Below are 19,680 nucleotides of genomic sequence, written 5' to 3'. Positions count from 1 at the left end.
TGCAGCCTTGTCCGCTGGCGCCGCGCCGCCAGCGGACAAAAGCATAAGACATCATTCAACGCTTTGATTATTCACTGGTGATTCGTGCGAGTAACGACGGAGAGATTTTCCACCCGGACGGCTCCACCGATACACTGGCGGATAAACCCGCCACTAACTCCACGCCCGCAGGGAGCTGGTCGATATGAATACGCACCGGTACGCGCTGCGCGAGCCGCACCCAGTTAAAGGTGGGGTTGACGTCCGGCAGGCCAAGACCGCCTGTTTCGTCATTACTGTCGCCGATGCCGTGCCCGATGCTCTCAATGTGACCGGTTAAGACAGGTTCAAAGCCCATCAGCGCGATATGCGCGCGATTTCCGACATGAATATGCCGCAGTTTTGTCTCCTCAAAATAGCCCACAACCCAGAAACTGTTCGCATCAATGATGGCCACTTTGGTTTCCCCGGCGGTGGCGTAGTCGCCCGGACGCAGCCGGAGATGGGTAACATAGCCCGCGACCGGCGCGCGCACCGTGGCATGGGATAAATTAAGCTGTGCCAGTTCCAGCGCCGCCAGCGCGCCGTGATAATTTGCCGCCGCGATGCTGGCCGCGCTGCCTGTTTGTTGCAAGTCCTCGCTGGAGATCACGCCTTTGATCTGTGAGCGCCTTGCCGCCGCATCCTGGCGCATTAACATCTCATGACGTTTCGCCTCGACATCTGCCTGCGCACTGGCCACCGCCAGCTTCAGCCAGTGCGGATCGATTGAATAGAGTACATCGCCACGATTAACCCACTGGTTATCGCGAACCGCGACATTTGCCACCGGCCCGGAAACATCCGGCGCTATCTGTACCACATCAGCCCGCACCCGGCCATCACGAGTCCAGGGACGCTGCGCGTAATGTTTCCACATCATGTAAGCGAGGAAGGTAGCCACCAGCACAGCGCTTAAGGTCAGTGCATAACGGCTTAAAAGAGAAAAAAAGGATTTCATACAACTAACCCCAGTGCGTTCAGCCCCTGCATAAGCAGGAAAAAAGTCACAATGTAAGTGGATAAACTCATCAGCGGACGCCATGGCAAACGGCGATAGCGCCTGCTGAAAGTGAAAAGTGGTAGCCATAACAGCGTGCAGAACAGGGCGGCAAGGGCGATCACCAGAAGGCCTGGGACGTATACCCCGCCGAGATTAATGTCATTAATCATCGGCGGGCCCCGTGTACGGTTCGCTTAACGCGCAGTGCAGATCAACCAGGCAGTCAATAAGCTGGCGCGACTGCTCATGGGGATGCAGGGATGTAAGGCCAATCATGGCCTGAATCCGCTGACGTAGCGCACTCGGTGTGGTATCGCGGGCAAGCAGAGAGAGGAGCTCGCCAATGTCATGCGCTTTTTGGCGGTCTTTCTGCGCCTGAAAACGGCGTAAGTGCATCACGGAAAGGCCAACGCGCAACGCGTGCAGCATCTGGTTAAGCGTTTGCTCTGCGGAGTGCCCGCTCCGCTGTAAACGCGGCAGTAATAACGCGGTCCGGTCTATCATCAGATTGGTCCAGTGGGTTTCATCGGGTTTGAATACGCCTTTCACGCTGCGTCGAACGTCGCGTCGGCAGACGCGTAGCAAGCGTTCAATGGCGGCGTCAGCCTGCACGGTTTGCAGCAAGCTCATACTGACCACCGCAAAGCCGGTGGCGGCAAAGAGCGCGATGGCGGTATTGACGGCCACGGCGAAATCGCCGCTGTAGTGGGCGCCTAACTCGCACAAAATAGGCAGTGTCAGGGTGATCCCCATGGCCATGAACGTGGTGGCGGGGCGAGCCTGTAACGATCCCGCCAGCAGATAGGCCGGTGCGAGCACCGCCACCAGCAGCGGAAATTCAGTCACCAGAGGCAGCAGGGCGAAGCTGTAAAGCAGGCTTATCATCACGCCCCAGGCTGAACCCACCATATATTTCACTATGTGCGGCGCCGGGGTATCGAAACTGCCAAACAGCGTGCAGCAGACCCCGAGGATAGAAACCGCCGTCGCGCCATCGGGCCACGCGGAGTCAATCCATATCAGGCAACCGCTCAGGATGGTGACAAATGCACCCAGCGCGGTACGCGCCGCAGACAGGCTGTCGCGGTGGAAGACATAGCCTTTCGCTGGTTTCTCTTCGGCTGGCATTTGCGTCGGTTTTGCATGCGCGAGGGCGTTCGCGAGCCGCTCGCATTGCAGCAAAAGCGTAATGGCTTCATGCAGGTGACGGACAAGGTTCCTCTGAAGCGCCGTTTCAAAGGTCAGCGTCTCTGCGGCGGCGAATTGTTCGGCTAACGTCGCACTGCGTTCTGCCAACGCTTGTCCGGTGATTTTCCGTTTTGCACTCTCTTCCCCGGCGAGCCAGCTCTGCACCTCTTCCAGCAGCGTCTGAACATTGGCGGGCAGCGCAGTGACCAACAGCAAACGATCATGTATTTCACCGCTGACGATCAACAAGCGCGCCAGCTTGTCATGAAGGGCTTTGCGCGCATGACGAACCGGTGCTGAGTAGGCGAAGTCGTAAGGAATATGGTGGCTCAGGCCTTGCAGAAACTGTAACGCCAGCGCCAGTCGCAGATTGGCGGCCGCCTCATTGGCACTGCCTGCTAACGCGTCGGCCAGCATCTGGCGCGCAGAATGCAGCGTTTGCGCTATTTTGCTGTTGAACAGGCCGGAGATCCGTTTTGGCAACACATAGCGGTGAATCAGCGCCGCACAGAAGATGCCAATCCCGATCTCCTGTACGCGAACAATGGCGGTATCAAAAATCGCGCCGGGGTGAAATACCGCGGGAAAACCGATCAGACTCGCCGTATAACCAGCCAGCACAAAGGCGTAAGCACGGGGTGTGCGCTCAAGCAGCGATAAATAGAGACAAAAGGTGATCCAGCCGGTGAGTACCACGCTACAGACAATCGGCGTGTTCACGAAAGTGGGCACAATCAACACCGTCGCGCCGGCACCCACTATCGTACCGGCTAAGCGGTAGACGCTTCTGCTCAGCGACGCGCCAACGGAGGTTTGCGACACAATATAAACGGTAATGATCGCCCACGAAGGTTTTTCAAGGCCGATCGATAAGGCGATGTAATACGCGAGCATTGCCGCGGCAAAACTTTTGGCGGAATAGAGTAATGCGTTGGCATCGCCCGTCAATGCGACTGAACTAAACATCGCGCCCGTGCGACGGCGCAGGGCCGATAAGTCGCGCAATAAACGGCTGGGTGAGGAATCGATTTTGTTCATGCCGGGAAGTATTACCGGCTTGCGTACGCTATTAAATACTCTATTCTGTCAAAAAATACCTAAATGTTGCCAATCGTATGCAGCCTAACTACGCCACCACCGTGTTTGACCCCGACGACACGCACAGCCCGGCTGTCGCCCGTCGTCTGGATTTCGTTGATTACGAAGCCGAAGTGCCGGTGCATACGCACCGCAAAGGACAATTAATCATTGCGCTATATGGTGCGGTGACCTGTCGTGCGGAAAACGAGATCTGGATAGTGCCGCCGCACTGCGCGGTATGGATCCCAGGCGGCACGCCTCACAGCGCCAGCGCCACCTGGAACGCGCATCTGAATTATCTTTTTATTGAACCCGGCGCCGCAGCCCTGCCGAATCGCTGCTGCACGCTGGCTATTTCTCCGCTGGTTAGAGAGTTAGTTGATCGCTTAACCCGTGAACAGGTCGATTACCCGCCAGATAGCCATGCCGCGAGGCTAACCCGCGTCACGCTTGATGAACTGGTCACCATGCCGCAGCAGAACTTCAGTTTACCGGTTTCGGCCCATGCCAAAATACGCGCCATGGCCGATACGCTGGTGAGCCATCCGGAGGATCGCAGCACGTTTAAAGTGTGGGCGAAGCGCCTTGCGCTCAGTGAACGCTCCCTTGCGCGCCTGATGTTGCGCGAGACGGGGCTGACGTTTGGGCGATGGCGTCAGCAACTCCACTTGATTATTGCGCTGCAGGCGTTAGCCAGCGGTGAATCAGTGCAAAACGTGGCGACAAAACTCGGCTATGAATCCGTTAATGCGTTTATCACCATGTTCAGAAAAACGATGGGCAGTACGCCAGCCCACTACTTTGCCGAGCGGAAAACGCCGTAACCTGCAAGCGACTGGGCCTGACATCATCCCGGGCGCTTGCAAGCAGAGACAACATTCACCGCATCAGCAGGGCAATCAACGCCAGTAGCGCCGGAAGCGCCTGCACAACGAGTATTTTCCGGCTGGCTGTGATGGCACCGAAAACCCCGGCAATCAGCACACAGATCAGAAAAAAGAGTGTGACAGGAACGCCGCTTTCACCCAGCCATAATCCCCAGCATAACCCCGCCGCCAGAAAGCCGTTATAAAGCCCCTGGTTGGCAGCCAGCACGCGGGTGTCGCGTGCAAACTCCGCGCTAAGATTAAAGGCTTTGCGGCCTGTTTTGGTGTCCCACAAAAACATTTCGAGCACCAGAATGTACAGATGAATAGCGGCGACAATGGCAACGAGAACAGTAGCTAACACAGGAAACCTTACTGGATAAGGGCAGGTGACGTGGAGTATAGATAATTGCGGCGGCCGGCGCAGCGAGCATGATGAGGATGATGTCGTTTTTCGCGCCTCATCGCATTTCGCCCCACCGATAATATGACTGATGGCAGGTTTGAGCAGGGTAGTGGTTAATGATGAACATGTACGAAAAACAGTATCGGGAACTGATAGCAAACGGAGAAGCCGCCTGGGCTGGAAGCGGTTATCTCAGAGCGAAGGAACAACAGGAGCAGGTTTTCTCATGGCTTGGGCAGCACCACTATCTCCCGCAACCTGGCGCAACGGTGCTTGAACTGGGCTGCGGTAATGGCGCGATGGCCGCGGACTATTTTGCCAGCCGGGGTGACGATGTCTGGGGCGTGGATTTCGCGCAAACCGCGATCCGCTGGGCTGAAGAACGTTTTACGCAAGCAGGGCTGAGTGCGCACTTTTTTGTCGGTGATGTCTGCCACCTGCCGCAGTGCGAAGCGGCAATGTTTGACCTGATCATTGATGGTAGCTGCTTGCACTGCCTGATCGGGGAGGCAAGGCAGCGCTGTTTTGCTGAAGTGCGACGATTGCTCAAACCAGCAGGTCATTTCGTTGTCAGCTCAATGTGCGGTATGCCGCGTTATCAGGAAGACTGGGAGAATTACGATGCCGAACACCATCACCTGCTCAGAGAGGGTCAACCCTGGCGCACGTTAAAACCACTCCCGGCCTTAGTGGAGGAGCTGCAGAAAGCGCAATTCACCGTGCTGGCAAGCCGTGTTAATTGCAACCCGTGGTGGGATCATGCGACCTTAGTTTGCGCAGCGCATTGACCTGCGGGGAGTGATTTGCCACGACGTACAAAAGCGAAATACCGATCAGAGTAGGCGGGGGAGCCGCTGGCCGTCGCACTACGCGCAACGAAAAAAAAGACGACAAGAGATGTCGTCTAAACGTGGAACGTGAGGAGCCCGTATCAGGGTCATTCGAGCTTTCTTGTGATGGTATTCAGTTGACGGTCAGGCGAAGACCAAGCACGTCCGGGTAGGGGGCAAAGTAATTTTGTTTTAACAGGTAGCGATCCGGGTATTCGGCCAGATAGTGCTTCAGCAGCGTTATTGGCGCGAGGATCGGCAGCAGCCCGTTGCGATAATGAAGGATCACATCGCGCAGTTCGCCGCGCTGGCGGCTGTTCAAATGTTCACGGAAGTAGCCCTGAATGTGCATCAGCACGTTGGTATGATTTTTCCGCGACGCGGTTTTTTTCAGGATCGCCATCAGCTTTTCGCGGTATGCCACAAAGAAGGCGTCCAGATCGTCCCATTCGTGTAGCGAGGCGACGAAGGGGCCAATCTCCCGGTAACCGGCCTGGTCGTGCGCCAGCAACTGGAGTTTGTAGCGGCTGTGGTAGTCCAGCAACGCGCGACGGGTCAGCCCGTGAGCCTTGAGGGTGTTGAGTTCGTGCAGAGCGAAAACGCGCTCGACAAAGTTTTCCCGCAACAGCGGATCGTGCAGACGGCCATCCTCTTCAACCGGTAACCACGGATAGCGCTCCAGCAATGCGCCGGTAAACAGGCCCACACCCTCTTTACGCCCGCGATTGCCTTTTTCATCATACAGCCGCACGCGCTCCATGCCGCAGCTCGGCGATTTGGCACAGACGATAAAACCAGAAAACGCGCTGACTTGCGGAAGATATGCCCCGGTGAAGTCAGCCATTTTTTGCGTTACATCTTCATGTGGCGCATGGCTGAAACGCATGCGGAGCGCTGCATCGCTGTTCTGCACCAGACGCAGCGCCGGGCGAGGTACGGGCAGGCCAATAGACATTTCAGGACACACCGGTTTGAACGTCACCCACTGTGCCAGCTCGTCCATCACAAAACCCATGCGTTTGTGCCCGCCGTCAAAGCGTACCGCCGAGCCGGTTAAACATCCGCTAATGCCAATGATGGGTTGCGTGTTCATGAGGTTATCCTCTTACTGCGCGTTATGGATGAAGAAACATGCCGCTTCGCAAATGGTCGTGGCGGATGTCTTCGTGCTGGTTGTATTACGTAGAGCCCTGTAATGACTGCCGTTGCCTTTCACCTGCCTGCGGAATGGCTTGCCCATGCTTTGAGAGCGTTAGCACTGAGACCTTCCGGAGGCGCTAAATAACGTGGTATTACGGCATACTTCAAACTTACACAATTAAATTTATTTGTCCAAGTTTTGCTGAGGATATTTTTAATTTGTCAATAAATTCAATGTGATGCAAATGCCGTCATTATGCGATTTTAATGCCTGTAGCAGACCCGCAACGTTTCACGGTTGTGCTGCGAAGAGGGCGAGTGGCGAAAAATGAATTTAGAGGGAGATAATCTCGAGGGAGACGACAGAGGCTTGCCAGAGCGCGATCTGCTTTTTACGCGCGGCGGAGAGTGTGCCGGTGGTGACCAGTAGCCACTTTCGCTGCGGGAAAATCTCCGGAGCCAGCGTGGCGGGCGGTACGGGAAGTACGTCGATACGGTGACCCTGGCCGGTACGTTTAAGCGCTTCGAGCCAGATTTCACACGGGTCGGTAAGATGCCATCCGCTAATGAGATAGTTATCGCCAGGCGCCTTTTTGTCGCCTTCGAGGCAAAACGAGGTGTAGGAAAGGATGATGCCGTCCAGAACTTCGCGCAGGGTCATCATGGCAGGAATATTGGCTGAAACTTTGCTGCGCAGCGGGCGCAACACTTCGTTGACCAGCTCCGGGCGTGGATATTCGCGGCCTGAATCGTAAATTAACTGGCGCAGGGATTCGATTTTTCCCTCTTTCAGCCGCTGCAACATGCTCTCCTGTAGGGTGAGCCAGTTGTTAGTTCTGGGCGCTTCCGGACGCGCCAGCAGGGGTTTCACCTGACTTACCGGCACCCCTTTTTTCACCCAGTCGAGGATTTTCAGCGCCTGCTGGACATCATCATCGCTGTACAGCCGGTGGCCGCCCCCGGTACGCATCGGTTTAAGCAGGCCGTAACGTCGCTGCCACGCACGCAGCGTTGTCGGGGTGATCCCGCAAAGTTGAGCAAATTCGCCGATGGAGTAAGACATGAGGGAAACCTGATAAGAGAGAATGCTCTCAATATACTACGAATACTAATGGGTTGAATGAAGAGCGGACCGTTTGCACTACACTTTACTGCCAACTGCGACAATGAAAGGAGTTCTCATGAAGCTATGGCCTGTGGTGACCGGTGTTGCTATCGCTTTGACACTGGTTGCCTGTAAATCCCCCACGCCACCAAAAGGGGTTCAGCCGATCACCGGCTTTGACGCCAGCCGTTATCTTGGTAAATGGTATGAAATTGCCCGCCTGGAGAACCGCTTCGAACGCGGGCTGGAACAGGTGACGGCTACCTACGGCAAACGCGGCGACGGGGGCATCAGCGTTCTCAACCGCGGGTATGATCCGCAAAAACGCAAATGGAGCGAGAGCGAAGGGAAAGCCTATTTCACCGGCGAACCGTCGACAGCCGCGCTGAAAGTCTCTTTCTTCGGCCCGTTTTACGGCGGCTATAACGTCATTAAACTTGATGATGATTACCAGTATGCGCTGGTGAGCGGCCCGAACCGCGACTATTTGTGGATCCTGTCGCGCACGCCAACGCTGCCTGAGGCGGTGAAACAAGATTATCTGAATACCGCCCGCGGTCTCGGTTTCCGGGTTGATCAACTGGTGTGGGTAAATCATTAGCAGGGCGGTAAAACATCCATCATGTTGCGCTGTAAAGGGTTTTTATCGGTCGGGGATTTGTCTGCGAGTCGGTAAGAACATCTGCGATGCTGAGCAAACAAAAATCCACGCAAGCGCGTGGATTTTATAGGGTTTGTGAGCTTCATGAGATGTTCTGACATCTCATGAGACAACACATTTTAGACGTTGAACAGGAAGTTCATCACATCGCCATCTTTCACGATGTACTCTTTGCCTTCTGCACGCATCTTGCCGGCTTCTTTCGCTCCTTGTTCGCCTTTGTACGCGATGAAATCTTCATACGCGATGGTCTGCGCGCGAATAAAGCCTTTTTCGAAGTCGGTATGGATTTTACCCGCCGCCTGCGGCGCGGTTGCGCCAACCGGGATGGTCCATGCACGCACTTCTTTCACACCGGCGGTGAAGTAAGTTTGCAGGTTCAGCAGGGAGTAACCTGCGCGGATCACGCGGTTCAGCCCTGGCTCTTCCAGACCCAGTTCGGCCATGAACTCGTCACGTTCTTCATCGTCCAGCTCGGCGATATCCGCTTCGACTGCCGCGCAAACCGGCACCACGACAGAACCCTCTTTTTCCGCAATCGCGCGAACCTGGTCGAGGTACGGGTTATTTTCGAAACCGTCTTCGTTCACGTTAGCGATATACATGGTCGGCTTCAGCGTCAGGAAGCTCAGGTAACGAATAGCTTCTTTCTCTTCTTTGCTCAGATCCAGCGCGCGCAGCATACCGGCGTTTTCCAGCTGCGGCAGGCATTTTTCCAGCGCGGCCAGCTCAACTTTCGCGTCTTTATCGCCGCCTTTCGCTTTTTTGGACACACGATGGATAGCGCGTTCGCAGGTATCCAGGTCGGAAAGCGCCAGTTCGGTGTTGATAACGTCGATATCTTCCGCCGGGTTCACTTTACCCGCCACGTGAATGATATTGTCGTTCTCAAAACAGCGCACTACGTGGCCGATGGCTTCCGTTTCGCGAATGTTGGTCAAAAACTGGTTGCCCAGACCTTCGCCTTTGGACGCGCCTTTTACCAGACCAGCGATGTCGACGAATTCCATGGTGGTCGGCAGAATGCGCTGCGGTTTGACGATTTCCGCGAGTTTATCCAGACGCGGATCGGGCATCGGTACGACACCGGTGTTCGGCTCAATAGTACAGAACGGGAAGTTAGCCGCTTCAATACCTGCTTTGGTGAGCGCATTGAACAGGGTGGATTTACCTACGTTGGGCAGGCCAACGATACCGCATTTGAATCCCATGATGTAATTACCTTAATATCTTGATAATCAACCTGTTGCGAAAAACAGATTGTAGAAAAGTGAATAACTTTGGCTATTATACACGTAACCGCTGTAACGCGCGGCAAAAATGCCGCCGCAACCCGCTTACTGCGCCTTAAAGGCATGCAGGCGATTGGTGGCTTTGGTTAAACCCTCTTTCAGCCAGATCTCGGTACAACGCGCCGCTTCGTCTACGGCTTCGTCAATCAGCTTTTGCTCGGAAACCGGCGGTTTGCCCAGCACAAAACCAACAACCTTGTTTTTATCACCCGGATGACCAATTCCAACGCGTAAACGGTGAAAATTGGGGTTATTGCCCAGTTTACTGATGATATCTTTCAGGCCATTGTGGCCACCGTGACCTCCACCCAGCTTAAATTTCGCCACGCCAGGCGGCAGATCCAGCTCATCGTGGGCGACAAGGATTTCGTCCGGGTTGATGCGGTAAAACGTCGCCATGGCCGCGACCGCTTTACCGCTCAGGTTCATAAACGTCGTGGGAACCAGCAGCCGCACATCTTCGCCTGCCAGATTGATGCGCGAGGTGTAACCGAAAAACTTCGGCTCGTCACGCAGCGGCGCGCGCGCGCGATCTGCCAATAAATCCACATACCAGGCGCCCGCGTTATGGCGCGTCGCGGCATATTCAGCGCCGGGGTTCGCCAGCCCGACAATCAGTTTAATCGTCACTTTTTATTCCTGACCAGATCAATCTCCGGCGCGTAGTTTACGTTGTGCGGGACGCGAAGACAAAATTCTCCCGGCGAAACGCGAAAAATGATAATGATTGCTCACCTGAACCATTCGAATTTCATGTAGTTCAGTGGGTTATTTGTAAATTTGTGTTAGTCAGAGATGTGTAATTGTGATCGTGCCCGCAACCGCTAAAAGGGGGGCTGTCTATACTTTACGCACAAGGATTGGGGTTATCCCATCCAACCCGTCGTTCCGGAGGTGACAGATGAAACGCAAAAACGCTTCGTTGCTCGGTAATGTGCTTATGGGGTTGGGGTTGGTCGTGATGGTTGTCGGCGTTGGTTACTCGATTTTAAACCAGTTGCCGCAACTTAACCTGCCGCAGTTTTTTGCCCATGGCGCTGTGCTGAGTATCTTCCTCGGAGCCGTTCTCTGGCTCGCTGGCGCCCGCGTAAGTGGTCATGAGCAGGTGTGCGATAAGTACTGGTGGGTGCGTCATTATGACAAGCGCTGCCGCAGGGACCGCCAGCATCATAGTTAAAAAGTCAGTTTCGATAACGGTTCCTGCGGGAGCCGTTTTTTTTGGCTTTTTTCTTGACCCTCACGTAACGTGAGGCTTGATAGTCCAGTCTGTGGGCGAGAAAGGAGCAGCTATGTTGATTCAGGTGGGGGAGTTAGCTCGACGTGCGGGGATCAGTGTGCGTACGTTGCACCACTATGAGCAAATCGGTCTGCTTTTGCCTTCTGCCCGAAGCGCCGCCGGATACCGGCTTTATGCGCTCGATGACGTCAAACGCCTGCATATGATCCAGGCGCTGGCGAAAGCGGGCATGGAACTGGCGGCAATCGGGGATTATCTGGCGCGGGAAACGCGGCCGCTGGCGGAATTACTGGATGACCAAATCATGCTACTCGACAAGCAAATGCGCAATATTGTTACCCTGCGCACACAGCTTGCGGCGCTGCGTGATGGTCTCGCCAGCGGTGTGGAGCCCGATCTGGAGTCCTGGCTACAGACCCTGGAGTTAATGAAAATGTATGATCGTTGGTTTAGTCCGCAAGAGTTACAGGAATTACCCTTTGCCTCACGCGATGAGGCGCGCGAGCGGTTCTGGGCGCAAATGGTGGGCGAAGTACAAACCCTTTTAGCACAGAAGTGCCCGGTGGATGATCCGCGCGCAATGGCGCTGGCAACCCGCTGGATGACGCGGCTGGAGCAGGATACCGCTAACAAACCGGAGTTTCTGACCCGCTTAAATGAGATGCACCGCGTGGAACCCCAAATGCGTGAGCAAACGGGCATTACGCAGGAAGCGGTCGATTTTATTACCCGTAGTTTCGCGGAAAGTAAGCTCGCCATCTGGCAGCGTTATTTGTCTCCACAAGAGATGGCGTTTACCCGTGCGCACTATTTTGACCGCATGATGGAGTGGCCGCCGCTGGTGGCGAAACTGCATCTCGCGCAACGTCAGGCGTTAGATCCAGAGTCTGACGAGGCGCAGGGACTGGCTGCTAGCTGGCTGGAACTGTTTCAGTCTTACGCCGGAACCGATCCGCAGACGCAGCAAAAATTCCGCAGTGCGATGCAGCAGGAGCCGCATCTGATGAAAGGGACGTGGATGACGCCCGAGGTGCTGCAATGGCTACAACGGGCGATCGAAGTCATGATGCGGCGTCGCGCCTCATGATGACAGGTCGGCTAAGGCCGCATCGCGGTTAGGGAAGAACGCCAGACGGCCAGGGATTGGCTGTATACCTGCGCGCGCCATCGTACGCAACGGCTGGAACTCAAGATTGCTGACGCGCAGCTCCGTGCCTTCCGGCAGGCGGTTGACGAAGCGACGGAAAGCATCCAGCCCGCCGGCATCCAGCACCGGCACCGCATCCCATTTCAGCACCACGATGCGCTTCCCGGCGATACGGGTTTCCAGATCGCTGAACACACTTTCTGCGGCAGCAAAGAATAGCGGGCCTATCACGCGCAGCACCAGCACATCATCCGGTACGCTGACGTTCACTGCGGCCAGGCGAGTCATCCGCGCGATACGTCGCATAAACAGCAACGAGGCGAGCACAATCCCTACGCTGATGGCGATCACCATATCGAACAGCACCGTCAGTGACATACAAATCAGCATCACCACAATGTCATCCACCGGGGCGCGGCGCAGCAGGTCAATCACTTTGTGCGCTTCACTCATGTTCCACGCCACCATCAACAGCAGCGCCGCCATGGCAGACAGCGGCAGCCAGGAGAGCAGGGGAGCCAGCGCCAGCAGCGCCATGATCACTAACAGCGAGTGGACCACCGCCGAGATTGGCGAAGTGGCACCGGCGCGGACGTTGGCTGCTGAGCGGGCAATTGCTGCGGTTGCCGTGATCCCACCGAAGAACGGTGCGGCGATATTACCCAGCCCCTGGCCAATCAGCTCGCTGTTGGCTTTGTGTTTGGTGCCGGTCATACCATCCAGCACGACAGCGCACAGCAGTGATTCGATAGCACCGAGCATGGCCATAGAAAATGCCGCAGGCAGCAACGCGCGCAGCGAATCCCAGCTCAGGGTAAATTCAGAACCGGGCAGATCCCACGGCAGCACCAGTTGCGGCAGAAGTTGCGGAATACCGTTGCCCTGAGAACCATCCGCCAGCACGTAGTGAAATTGCGAACCAATGGTCGCGACATGACCGCCGAGCAGATTGACCACCAGCATCACCGCGCAGCCCGCCAGCAGCGCGGGCAGATGCCCCGGCAGACGTAAACGCAGGCGCGGCCACAGCACCAGCGTGGCAAGGGTGACAATACCAATCGCCGCATCACCCGGATTGAGCGTGGGCAGCGCCATCACCAGCGCGCCGACTTTTTGCAAATAGTGTTCCGGTACGTGCGGCATTTGCAGACCGAGAAAATCTTTTATCTGCATGGTGGCAATGGTAATGCCGATCCCGGAGGTGAAACCGAGCGTCACGGAAAGGGGAATGTATTCAATCAAGCGACCAAAGCGCGCCAGCCCGAAGAGGATCAGAAACACGCCGGACATCAGCGTCGCCACCAGCAAGCCCGACAGACCAAACTGCTGCGAAACCGGATACAGAATAACCACGAAGGCGGCCGTCGGGCCGGAAACGCTGTAGCGCGAACCGCCGCTCAGGGCGATAACAATCCCGGCAACTGCTGATGTATAAAGCCCGTATTGCGGTGCCACGCCGCTGCCAATTGCCAGCGCCATCGCCAGCGGGATAGCAATGATACCTACCGTTATGCCGGCAATCACATCCCGGGTGAAACGGGCGGTGGTGTATTTTTCTTTCCAGCACGCGTCGATTAGCGCGCGAAAAGGCATGACATGAGGTGAGAACAATCTGTTCACAATGATCTTGCGTCCCCTGGAAATCATTCGATAACTAATTAATAAATCATACAAATAATATTTAAAGCTAAAAAAACCCGCCTGAGCGGGTTTTTTATACAGCAACGATTAATGTTCGAACATAGCCGAAATTGATTCTTCGTTGCTGATACGACGGATAGCTTCAGCCAGCATGCCAGACAGCGTCAGCGTACGTACGTTAGGCAGCGCTTTGATCTCATCGCTCAGCGGAATGGTGTCGCAGACAACCACTTCGTCGATCACAGAGTTGCGCAGGTTATTTACCGCATTACCGGAGAAAATCGGGTGAGTGGCATAGGCGAACACGCGTTTCGCACCACGCTCTTTCAGCGCTTCCGCGGCTTTGCACAGCGTACCGCCGGTATCGATCATGTCGTCAACCAGAACGCAATCACGGTTTGCCACATCACCGATGATGTGCATCACCTGGGAGACGTTAGCGCGCGGACGGCGTTTATCAATGATTGCCATATCGGTATCGTTTAACAGCTTGGCAATCGCACGGGCGCGAACGACGCCACCGATATCCGGGGAAACCACAATCGGGTTGTCCAGATTCAGTTGCAGCATATCTTCAAGCAGGATTGGGCTACCGAAAACGTTATCGACCGGTACATCGAAGAAGCCCTGAATCTGTTCAGCATGCAGGTCAACGGTCAGTACGCGGTCAACGCCGACGCTTGAGAGAAAATCGGCAACCACTTTTGCGGTAATCGGTACACGGGCGGAGCGCACGCGGCGGTCCTGACGGGCATAGCCAAAGTAAGGAATGACCGCGGTGATACGACCTGCGGAAGCACGGCGCAGGGCATCGACCATGACAACCAATTCCATCAGGTTGTCGTTGGTAGGGGCACAAGTGGACTGGATGATGAAAATATCACCACCGCGTACATTTTCATTGATTTGTACGCTGACTTCGCCGTCGCTAAAGCGACCTACGGCGGCGTCGCCGAGAGAAGTGTACAGGCGGTTGGCAATACGTTGTGCTAGTTCCGGGGTAGCGTTACCAGCAAAAAGCTTCATATCAGGCACGAGAAGAACCTCAGGCATGCGTCCAGTGGTGGATAGAATCGGCCAAAATGTGCGGTCAGGGCTGAATTCTATCCATGCGGTGTATTAAAGAGCGCGATGCAACGTCTGGAACAGGTGTGACGTTGTCACCGGAGCTCAGCTTGCCCGGCGATGGTCTGCGCTAGTGGCGAGCGGTTGACGCCTCGCGCGACAAAACCGTGCAGCCATTCCGGGGCTTGCTCAAGCACCTGACGAGCGGCGGATTCGGTGTCAAATTCGGAAAAGACACAGGCTCCTGTGCCAGTCAGGCGCGACGGCGCGTATTCTAACAGCCAGGAAAGCGCGGCATCAACCTCGCGAAAACGTTTTCTTGCGATAACCTCGCAATCGTTGCCGAATTCACATTTTAATAACGTATCAATTGACCTTTGCGGCGTATTTCTCGGCAGCTCCGGATCCTTGAAAATCACCGGCGTGGGAATACTGACGCCAGGGTGCGCGACCAGATACCATTTTTCCGGCGGATTGACTGGCGTAAGGATTTCGCCAACCCCTTCGGCGAAAGCTGCGTGACCGCGGACAAACACCGGTACATCGGCACCGAGTTGCAGACCGAGTTCAGCTAACTCATCAACGCTCAGTTTGCAGCCCCACAGGTGGTTGAGGGCGACCAGCACGGTAGCTGCATTCGACGACCCGCCGCCGAGCCCGCCACCCATTGGCAGACGTTTGTCGATAGCGATCTCTGCGCCGCTACCCGCAGGCAGACGACCGCTTTGCGCCGCGCGCTGCATGAGCAGACGTGCGGCGCGTACAATCAGGTTCTCTTCGTCTGGCACGCCTTCGACTGGTGTCAGCAGGCGGATCTCTCCATCGCTGCGCGGTTCAATGGTCAGCGTGTCGCCATAATCGAGAAACTGAAACAGGGTTTGCAGCGTATGGTAGCCATCGGCGCGCTGGCCGGTAATGTATAAAAACAGGTTGAGTTTCGCCGGAGCGGGCCACGTTGTCATTTGGCAATCCAGTTGTCCATCTTCAGCTTGATGCGCTGTTTGCCGTCACTCAGCTCCATGTTGGCTGGCAGAGCAGGCTGGCTGTTGTCATATCCGCCATATACCACTTTCCAGCTTTTGCCGCCCTGGGTGTAGTTCAGCTCGCTCAGACGATATTGCGCATCGAGTTTATAATCGGTGGCATCGCCTGGCAGACCAAGGATCCACTGGCGCAGGCTGTTAAGCGGAATTGGCATGCCGGTCAGTTTGCCAATCATCTCTTCGGCATCATCGGCGGTATAACGTTTGCCTTTGTTGTCCACCAGTTGCACGTTACCCGGCTGGGCGTTAAGTTCCACTTCAGTGCTGCCCAGCGGGTTGGTCAGCAACAGACGATAGCGATCCTGACCGGTTTGCTGCCAGAAGAAGCGGGCATACACTTTTTGCTCGTCAGAGATATAAGCGAACGCGCCGCGCGTTTGATACTGATTTAAGTTGCGCACCTGTTGCTGGTGTTCGCGCCACTGCGGCGAATCCGGGCTTTGTCCTGGCCCTTTTGGCGCATTGAGCGTACAGGCGGTTAACACGAGGCTTGCCAGCGGCAGCAGGCGAATAAAACGGAAGTCTGGCAGAGTCATAACGAGGGGAAATCCTTGCGAGGTTGCAGTATTACGCTTAATGCTAGCGCCGCTCTGAAACAGCGTCTACGTTCAAGTTGTCTTAAATCATTAAATTACCAATTACTCCGAAAGGGTAGTGTCTCTTTTATTGACCTCACTCATCCTGTATGATGCGTACAGTCTAACCTTATCAACGTTGGTACTATTCCCGCGCTCATGACCCTTTTAGCTCTTGGCATCAATCACAAAACGGCTCCCGTTTCGTTGCGAGAACGCATTGCATTTTCGCCGGAAACGCTTGACCAGGCTTTAGAAAGCCTGCTGTCGCAGCCGATGGTGCAAGGCGGTGTGGTGCTGTCAACCTGCAACCGTACCGAGCTCTATCTGAGTGTTGAAGAGCGGGATAACCTGCAAGAAGCGCTGGTGCGCTGGCTGTGTGATTATCACCATTTGCGTGAAGACGAAGTGCGCCAGAGTCTCTACTGGCACCAGGATAACGACGCCGTCAGCCATTTAATGCGCGTGGCGAGCGGGCTGGATTCGCTGGTCCTCGGCGAGCCGCAAATCTTAGGCCAGGTGAAAAAGGCATTTGCCGATTCACAGCGTGGGCATGATAAGGCCAGCGATCTGGAACGCATGTTCCAGAAATCATTTTCCGTCGCCAAGCGTGTGCGCACGGAAACCGATATCGGTGCCAGTGCAGTATCGGTCGCTTTCGCCGCCTGTACGCTGGCGCGTCAAATCTTCGAATCTCTGGCGTCGGTCACTGTGCTGTTAGTGGGCGCGGGCGAAACCATTGAACTGGTTGCGCGCCACCTGCGCGAGCATAAAGTGCAGAAAATGATCATCGCCAACCGTACGCGTGAACGCGCGCAGGTGCTGGCGGATGAAGTCGGTGCGGAAGTCATCTCGTTAAGCGACATTGATGAGCGTCTGAAAGACGCTGATATCGTGATCAGCTCCACCGCCAGCCCGCTGCCGATTATTGGTAAAGGGATGATGGAGCGCGCAATGAAAGCGCGGCGTAATCAGCCTGTTTTGCTGGTGGATATTGCCGTGCCGCGCGATGTCGAGCCGGAAGTGGGCAAAGTGGCGAACGCTTATCTTTATAGCGTCGACGATCTGCAAAGCATTATTCAGCACAACCTGGCGCAGCGTAAAGCCGCTGCGGTGCAGGCGGAAACTATCGTCGCTCAGGAAACCAGTGAATTTATGGCCTGGCTGCGTGCGCAAAGCGCCAGCGAGACCATTCGCGAATACCGCAGCCAGTCTGAAACGGCGCGCGATGAGCTGACCGCCAAAGCGCTTGCCGCGCTGGAGCAGGGCGGCGATCCGCAAACTATCATGCAAGACCTGGCGTGGAAACTGACCAACCGCCTTATCCACGCCCCAACCAAATCTCTTCAGCAGGCCGCCCGTGACGGGGACGATGAGCGCCTGCATATTCTGCGCAACAGCCTCGGGCTGGATTAGCACAACACTCTCTTATTATTAAAAGGTGCATTTACGCCTATGAAGCCTTCTATCGTTGCCAAACTGGAAGCCCTGCATGAGCGCCATGAAGAAGTTCAGGCGCTGCTCGGTGACGCGCAAACCATCGCCGACCAGGATAAATTCCGTGCGTTGTCACGTGAATACGCACAGCTGAGCGATGTGTCGCGCTGTTTTACTGACTGGCAACAGGTTCAGGAAGATATCGAAACCGCGCAGATGATGCTCGACGACCCGGAAATGCGCGACATGGCACAGGATGAACTGCGCGACGCGAAAGAAAAAAGCGAACAGCTTGAACAGCAGTTGCAACTGTTGCTGCTGCCAAAAGATCCCGATGATGAGCGCAACGCGTTTGTCGAAGTGCGCGCCGGAACCGGTGGCGACGAAGCCGCGCTGTTTGCCGGTGATTTGTTCCGTATGTACAGCCGTTATGCCGAATCCCGCCGCTGGCGCGTCGAGATCATGAGTGCTAACGAAGGTGAACACGGTGGCTTTAAAGAAGTGATCGCCAAAATCAGCGGCGAGGGCGTTTACGGCCGTCTGAAATTTGAATCCGGCGGTCATCGTGTGCAGCGCGTTCCGGCAACCGAATCGCAGGGTCGTATTCATACTTCTGCCTGCACCGTGGCCGTGATGCCGGAGCTGCCGGAAGCCGAAATGCCGGATATTAACCCGGCCGATCTGCGTATTGATACCTTCCGCTCTTCCGGCGCGGGCGGTCAGCACGTTAACACCACGGATTCCGCGATCCGTATTACCCACCTGCCGACCGGGATTGTGGTCGAGTGCCAGGATGAACGTTCGCAGCATAAAAACAAAGCGAAAGCCTTGTCAGTGCTCGGTGCGCGCATCCACGCGGCGGAAGCCGCGAAACGCCAGCAGGCAGAAGCCTCAACCCGCCGTAACCTGCTGGGCAGCGGCGATCGCAGCGATCGTAACCGCACCTATAACTTCCCGCAGGGCCGTGTGACCGATCACCGTATCAACGTCACCCTTTACCGCCTCGACGAAGTGATGGAAGGCAAGCTGGATATGCTGATCGAGCCGATTGTGCAGGAATATCAGGCCGACCAGCTGGCGGCGCTCTCCGAGCAGGAATAATGGATTATCAACAGTGGTTGCGTCAGGCGATAAATGAGCTGGCCGCGAGTGAAAGCCCGCGCCGCGATGCGGAGATCCTGCTGGGTTTCGTTACTGGCAAATCGCGTACGTTTATTCTCGCGTTTGGCGAAACTTTGCTTGAAGCCGGGCAATTGCAACAGCTGGCGACATTACTGGCTCGTCGTGTGAATGGCGAGCCAGTAGCGCATCTGATTGGCGTTCGCGAGTTCTGGTCACTGCCGCTGTTTGTCTCTCCGGCAACCCTTATTCCACGGCCCGATACCGAGTGTCTGGTAGAACAGGCGCTGGCGCGTCTTCCTTCCTCACCGTGTCGCATTCTCGATTTAGGCACCGGCACTGGCGCCATTGCGCTGGCGCTGGCGAGCGAACGCCCGGACTGCAACGTCACGGCTGTCGATCTGATTCCGGATGCGGTGGCGCTGGCACAACGCAACGCCGAACATCTGAACATCACCAATATTGAGATCCTGCAAAGCCGCTGGTTCAGCGCGCTTGACGGACAGCAATTTGCCATGATTGTCAGCAATCCGCCTTACATTGATGAGCACGATCCGCATCTTGCGCAGGGCGATGTGCGTTTTGAACCGCTCAGTGCGCTGGTGGCGGCCGACAACGGGCTGGCAGATTTACAGACCATTATTGATGATGCCCGCCAGCATGTGTTGCCCGGCGGCTGGCTGCTGCTGGAACATGGCTGGCAACAGGGGGCAGATGTTCGCGCTATCTTCGCACATTACGGCTGGCAGCACGTCGCAACGTGCCGGGATTATGGTGATAACGAACGCCTGACGCTGGGACAATGGCCGTTGCAGGAGTAACAGGCA

20 protein-coding genes are annotated in these 19,680 nt (G+C 55.8%); 8 read left to right on the top strand and 12 right to left on the bottom strand.

Features of this window, described 5'->3' with window-relative positions; translation table 11 throughout:
* Nucleotides 1-67 precede the first annotated feature (67 nt).
* From IP581_RS12595 to IP581_RS12585, 3 genes are read right to left on the bottom strand one after another with little or no spacing between them, the layout of a single operon-like run.
* Nucleotides 68-979, bottom strand: a complete 912-nt coding sequence (locus IP581_RS12595; RefSeq protein WP_193820526.1) for an HlyD family efflux transporter periplasmic adaptor subunit — start codon at nt 977-979, stop codon at nt 68-70.
* On the bottom strand, nt 976-1,191 hold the full coding sequence (locus IP581_RS12590; protein ID WP_193820525.1) for a DUF1656 domain-containing protein: 216 nt from the start codon (nt 1,189-1,191) through the stop codon (nt 976-978). The genes IP581_RS12595 and IP581_RS12590 overlap by 4 nt, the downstream gene beginning before the upstream one ends.
* Entirely contained in the window at nt 1,184-3,247 is a 2,064-nt protein-coding gene (locus IP581_RS12585) for an FUSC family protein (protein ID WP_193820524.1), read from the bottom strand. Before IP581_RS12585 ends, IP581_RS12590 begins: the two co-directional genes overlap by 8 nt.
* A gap of 77 nt (nt 3,248-3,324) precedes the next feature.
* Here IP581_RS12585 and IP581_RS12580 point away from each other — a divergent pair, with 77 nt between their 5' ends.
* Nucleotides 3,325-4,113, top strand: a complete 789-nt coding sequence (locus IP581_RS12580; protein ID WP_193820523.1) for an AraC family transcriptional regulator — start codon at nt 3,325-3,327, stop codon at nt 4,111-4,113.
* 55 nt (nt 4,114-4,168) lie between these two features.
* Here the strand turns inward: IP581_RS12580 and IP581_RS12575 are convergent, their stop codons facing one another.
* On the bottom strand, nt 4,169-4,519 hold the full coding sequence (locus IP581_RS12575) for a DUF1304 domain-containing protein (protein ID WP_193820522.1): 351 nt from the start codon (nt 4,517-4,519) through the stop codon (nt 4,169-4,171).
* A 161-nt stretch (nt 4,520-4,680) separates the two neighbouring features.
* Between IP581_RS12575 and IP581_RS12570 the strand changes: the two genes are divergently transcribed.
* The gene (locus IP581_RS12570; protein WP_193822691.1) at nt 4,681-5,349 is read left to right on the top strand and encodes a class I SAM-dependent methyltransferase; all 669 of its coding nucleotides are present in this window, start codon (nt 4,681-4,683) and stop codon (nt 5,347-5,349) included.
* Between the two features lie 175 nt (nt 5,350-5,524).
* Here IP581_RS12570 and IP581_RS12565 read toward each other — a convergent pair whose 3' ends face one another.
* Together IP581_RS12565 and IP581_RS12560 are read right to left on the bottom strand one after the other, a co-directional pair.
* Nucleotides 5,525-6,484 (bottom strand): YbgA family protein, encoded by a 960-nt coding sequence (locus IP581_RS12565; RefSeq protein ID WP_193820521.1) that lies wholly within the window; start codon nt 6,482-6,484, stop codon nt 5,525-5,527.
* 381 nt (nt 6,485-6,865) lie between these two features.
* A complete protein-coding gene (locus IP581_RS12560) occupies nt 6,866-7,594 on the bottom strand; it encodes a MerR family transcriptional regulator (protein WP_086874240.1) in 729 nt (242 codons plus the stop codon).
* A gap of 118 nt (nt 7,595-7,712) precedes the next feature.
* Between IP581_RS12560 and IP581_RS12555 the strand changes: the two genes are divergently transcribed.
* Complete coding sequence (locus IP581_RS12555) at nt 7,713-8,237, top strand: lipocalin family protein (RefSeq protein WP_097399688.1); 525 nt, start codon at nt 7,713-7,715, stop codon at nt 8,235-8,237.
* 179 nt (nt 8,238-8,416) lie between these two features.
* On the opposite strand, the gene ychF is transcribed toward IP581_RS12555, so the two are convergent.
* Together ychF and pth are read right to left on the bottom strand one after the other, a co-directional pair.
* Nucleotides 8,417-9,508, bottom strand: coding sequence for a redox-regulated ATPase YchF (gene ychF / locus IP581_RS12550; RefSeq protein WP_086868599.1), 1,092 nt, complete (start codon nt 9,506-9,508; stop codon nt 8,417-8,419).
* Between the two features lie 126 nt (nt 9,509-9,634).
* Nucleotides 9,635-10,219, bottom strand: coding sequence for an aminoacyl-tRNA hydrolase (gene pth, locus IP581_RS12545; protein WP_086868600.1), 585 nt, complete (start codon nt 10,217-10,219; stop codon nt 9,635-9,637).
* Nucleotides 10,220-10,490: 271 nt separating this feature from the next.
* On the opposite strand from pth, the gene ychH reads away from it, so the two are divergent.
* Nucleotides 10,491-10,766 (top strand): stress-induced protein YchH, encoded by a 276-nt coding sequence (gene ychH / locus IP581_RS12540; RefSeq protein ID WP_016495800.1) that lies wholly within the window; start codon nt 10,491-10,493, stop codon nt 10,764-10,766.
* Between the two features lie 112 nt (nt 10,767-10,878).
* Nucleotides 10,879-11,913, top strand: coding sequence for a MerR family transcriptional regulator (locus IP581_RS12535; protein WP_193820520.1), 1,035 nt, complete (start codon nt 10,879-10,881; stop codon nt 11,911-11,913).
* On the opposite strand, the gene dauA is transcribed toward IP581_RS12535, so the two are convergent.
* The 4 genes from dauA to lolB all read right to left on the bottom strand — a co-directional run bounded on the left by dauA (nt 11,908) and on the right by lolB (nt 16,258).
* Entirely contained in the window at nt 11,908-13,593 is a 1,686-nt protein-coding gene (gene dauA, locus IP581_RS12530; RefSeq protein WP_228007760.1) for a C4-dicarboxylic acid transporter DauA, read from the bottom strand. The two genes, IP581_RS12535 and dauA, sit on opposite strands and share 6 nt — an antisense overlap.
* A gap of 108 nt (nt 13,594-13,701) precedes the next feature.
* On the bottom strand, nt 13,702-14,649 hold the full coding sequence (gene prs, locus IP581_RS12525; protein WP_017457137.1) for a ribose-phosphate diphosphokinase: 948 nt from the start codon (nt 14,647-14,649) through the stop codon (nt 13,702-13,704).
* Between the two features lie 125 nt (nt 14,650-14,774).
* Nucleotides 14,775-15,641 (bottom strand): 4-(cytidine 5'-diphospho)-2-C-methyl-D-erythritol kinase, encoded by an 867-nt coding sequence (ispE, locus tag IP581_RS12520; protein ID WP_193820518.1) that lies wholly within the window; start codon nt 15,639-15,641, stop codon nt 14,775-14,777.
* Complete coding sequence (gene lolB, locus IP581_RS12515; RefSeq protein ID WP_193820517.1) at nt 15,638-16,258, bottom strand: lipoprotein insertase outer membrane protein LolB; 621 nt, start codon at nt 16,256-16,258, stop codon at nt 15,638-15,640. The genes ispE and lolB overlap by 4 nt, the downstream gene beginning before the upstream one ends.
* 198 nt (nt 16,259-16,456) lie before the next feature.
* On the opposite strand from lolB, the gene hemA reads away from it, so the two are divergent.
* Genes hemA through prmC form a run of 3 tightly spaced genes read left to right on the top strand, consistent with a single transcriptional unit; the run spans nt 16,457 to nt 19,674 of the window.
* Nucleotides 16,457-17,713 (top strand): glutamyl-tRNA reductase, encoded by a 1,257-nt coding sequence (hemA, locus tag IP581_RS12510; RefSeq protein ID WP_193820516.1) that lies wholly within the window; start codon nt 16,457-16,459, stop codon nt 17,711-17,713.
* 39 nt (nt 17,714-17,752) lie between these two features.
* The gene (gene prfA, locus IP581_RS12505) at nt 17,753-18,835 is read left to right on the top strand and encodes a peptide chain release factor 1 (protein WP_086868610.1); all 1,083 of its coding nucleotides are present in this window, start codon (nt 17,753-17,755) and stop codon (nt 18,833-18,835) included.
* A complete protein-coding gene (prmC, locus tag IP581_RS12500) occupies nt 18,835-19,674 on the top strand; it encodes a peptide chain release factor N(5)-glutamine methyltransferase (protein ID WP_193820515.1) in 840 nt (279 codons plus the stop codon). Before prfA ends, prmC begins: the two co-directional genes overlap by 1 nt.
* Nucleotides 19,675-19,680: the final 6 nt, after the last annotated feature.

It is taken from the genome of Kosakonia pseudosacchari (assembly GCF_015167415.1).
GTDB classification, from domain to species: domain Bacteria; phylum Pseudomonadota; class Gammaproteobacteria; order Enterobacterales; family Enterobacteriaceae; genus Kosakonia; species Kosakonia pseudosacchari.
This window is presented reverse-complemented; position numbering and strand designations above follow the sequence as displayed.

Excerpts from the sequence above, each read along its gene's own strand:
- ychF (WP_086868599.1), bottom strand. The coding sequence starts at position 9,508 with ATGGGATTCAAATGCGGTATCGTTGGCCTGCCCAACGTAGGTAAATCC.
- IP581_RS12570 (WP_193822691.1), top strand. The coding sequence starts at position 4,681 with ATGAACATGTACGAAAAACAGTATCGGGAACTGATAGCAAACGGAGAA.
- ispE (WP_193820518.1), bottom strand. The coding sequence starts at position 15,641 with ATGACAACGTGGCCCGCTCCGGCGAAACTCAACCTGTTTTTATACATT.
- prfA (WP_086868610.1), top strand. The coding sequence starts at position 17,753 with ATGAAGCCTTCTATCGTTGCCAAACTGGAAGCCCTGCATGAGCGCCAT.
- IP581_RS12560 (WP_086874240.1), bottom strand. The coding sequence starts at position 7,594 with ATGTCTTACTCCATCGGCGAATTTGCTCAACTTTGCGGGATCACCCCG.
- IP581_RS12585 (WP_193820524.1), bottom strand. The coding sequence starts at position 3,247 with ATGAACAAAATCGATTCCTCACCCAGCCGTTTATTGCGCGACTTATCG.
- ychH (WP_016495800.1), top strand. The coding sequence starts at position 10,491 with ATGAAACGCAAAAACGCTTCGTTGCTCGGTAATGTGCTTATGGGGTTG.
- IP581_RS12565 (WP_193820521.1), bottom strand. The coding sequence starts at position 6,484 with ATGAACACGCAACCCATCATTGGCATTAGCGGATGTTTAACCGGCTCG.
- prmC (WP_193820515.1), top strand. The coding sequence starts at position 18,835 with ATGGATTATCAACAGTGGTTGCGTCAGGCGATAAATGAGCTGGCCGCG.
- IP581_RS12580 (WP_193820523.1), top strand. The coding sequence starts at position 3,325 with ATGCAGCCTAACTACGCCACCACCGTGTTTGACCCCGACGACACGCAC.
- IP581_RS12595 (WP_193820526.1), bottom strand. The coding sequence starts at position 979 with ATGAAATCCTTTTTTTCTCTTTTAAGCCGTTATGCACTGACCTTAAGC.
- IP581_RS12590 (WP_193820525.1), bottom strand. The coding sequence starts at position 1,191 with ATGATTAATGACATTAATCTCGGCGGGGTATACGTCCCAGGCCTTCTG.
- IP581_RS12535 (WP_193820520.1), top strand. The coding sequence starts at position 10,879 with ATGTTGATTCAGGTGGGGGAGTTAGCTCGACGTGCGGGGATCAGTGTG.
- hemA (WP_193820516.1), top strand. The coding sequence starts at position 16,457 with ATGACCCTTTTAGCTCTTGGCATCAATCACAAAACGGCTCCCGTTTCG.
- lolB (WP_193820517.1), bottom strand. The coding sequence starts at position 16,258 with ATGACTCTGCCAGACTTCCGTTTTATTCGCCTGCTGCCGCTGGCAAGC.
- IP581_RS12555 (WP_097399688.1), top strand. The coding sequence starts at position 7,713 with ATGAAGCTATGGCCTGTGGTGACCGGTGTTGCTATCGCTTTGACACTG.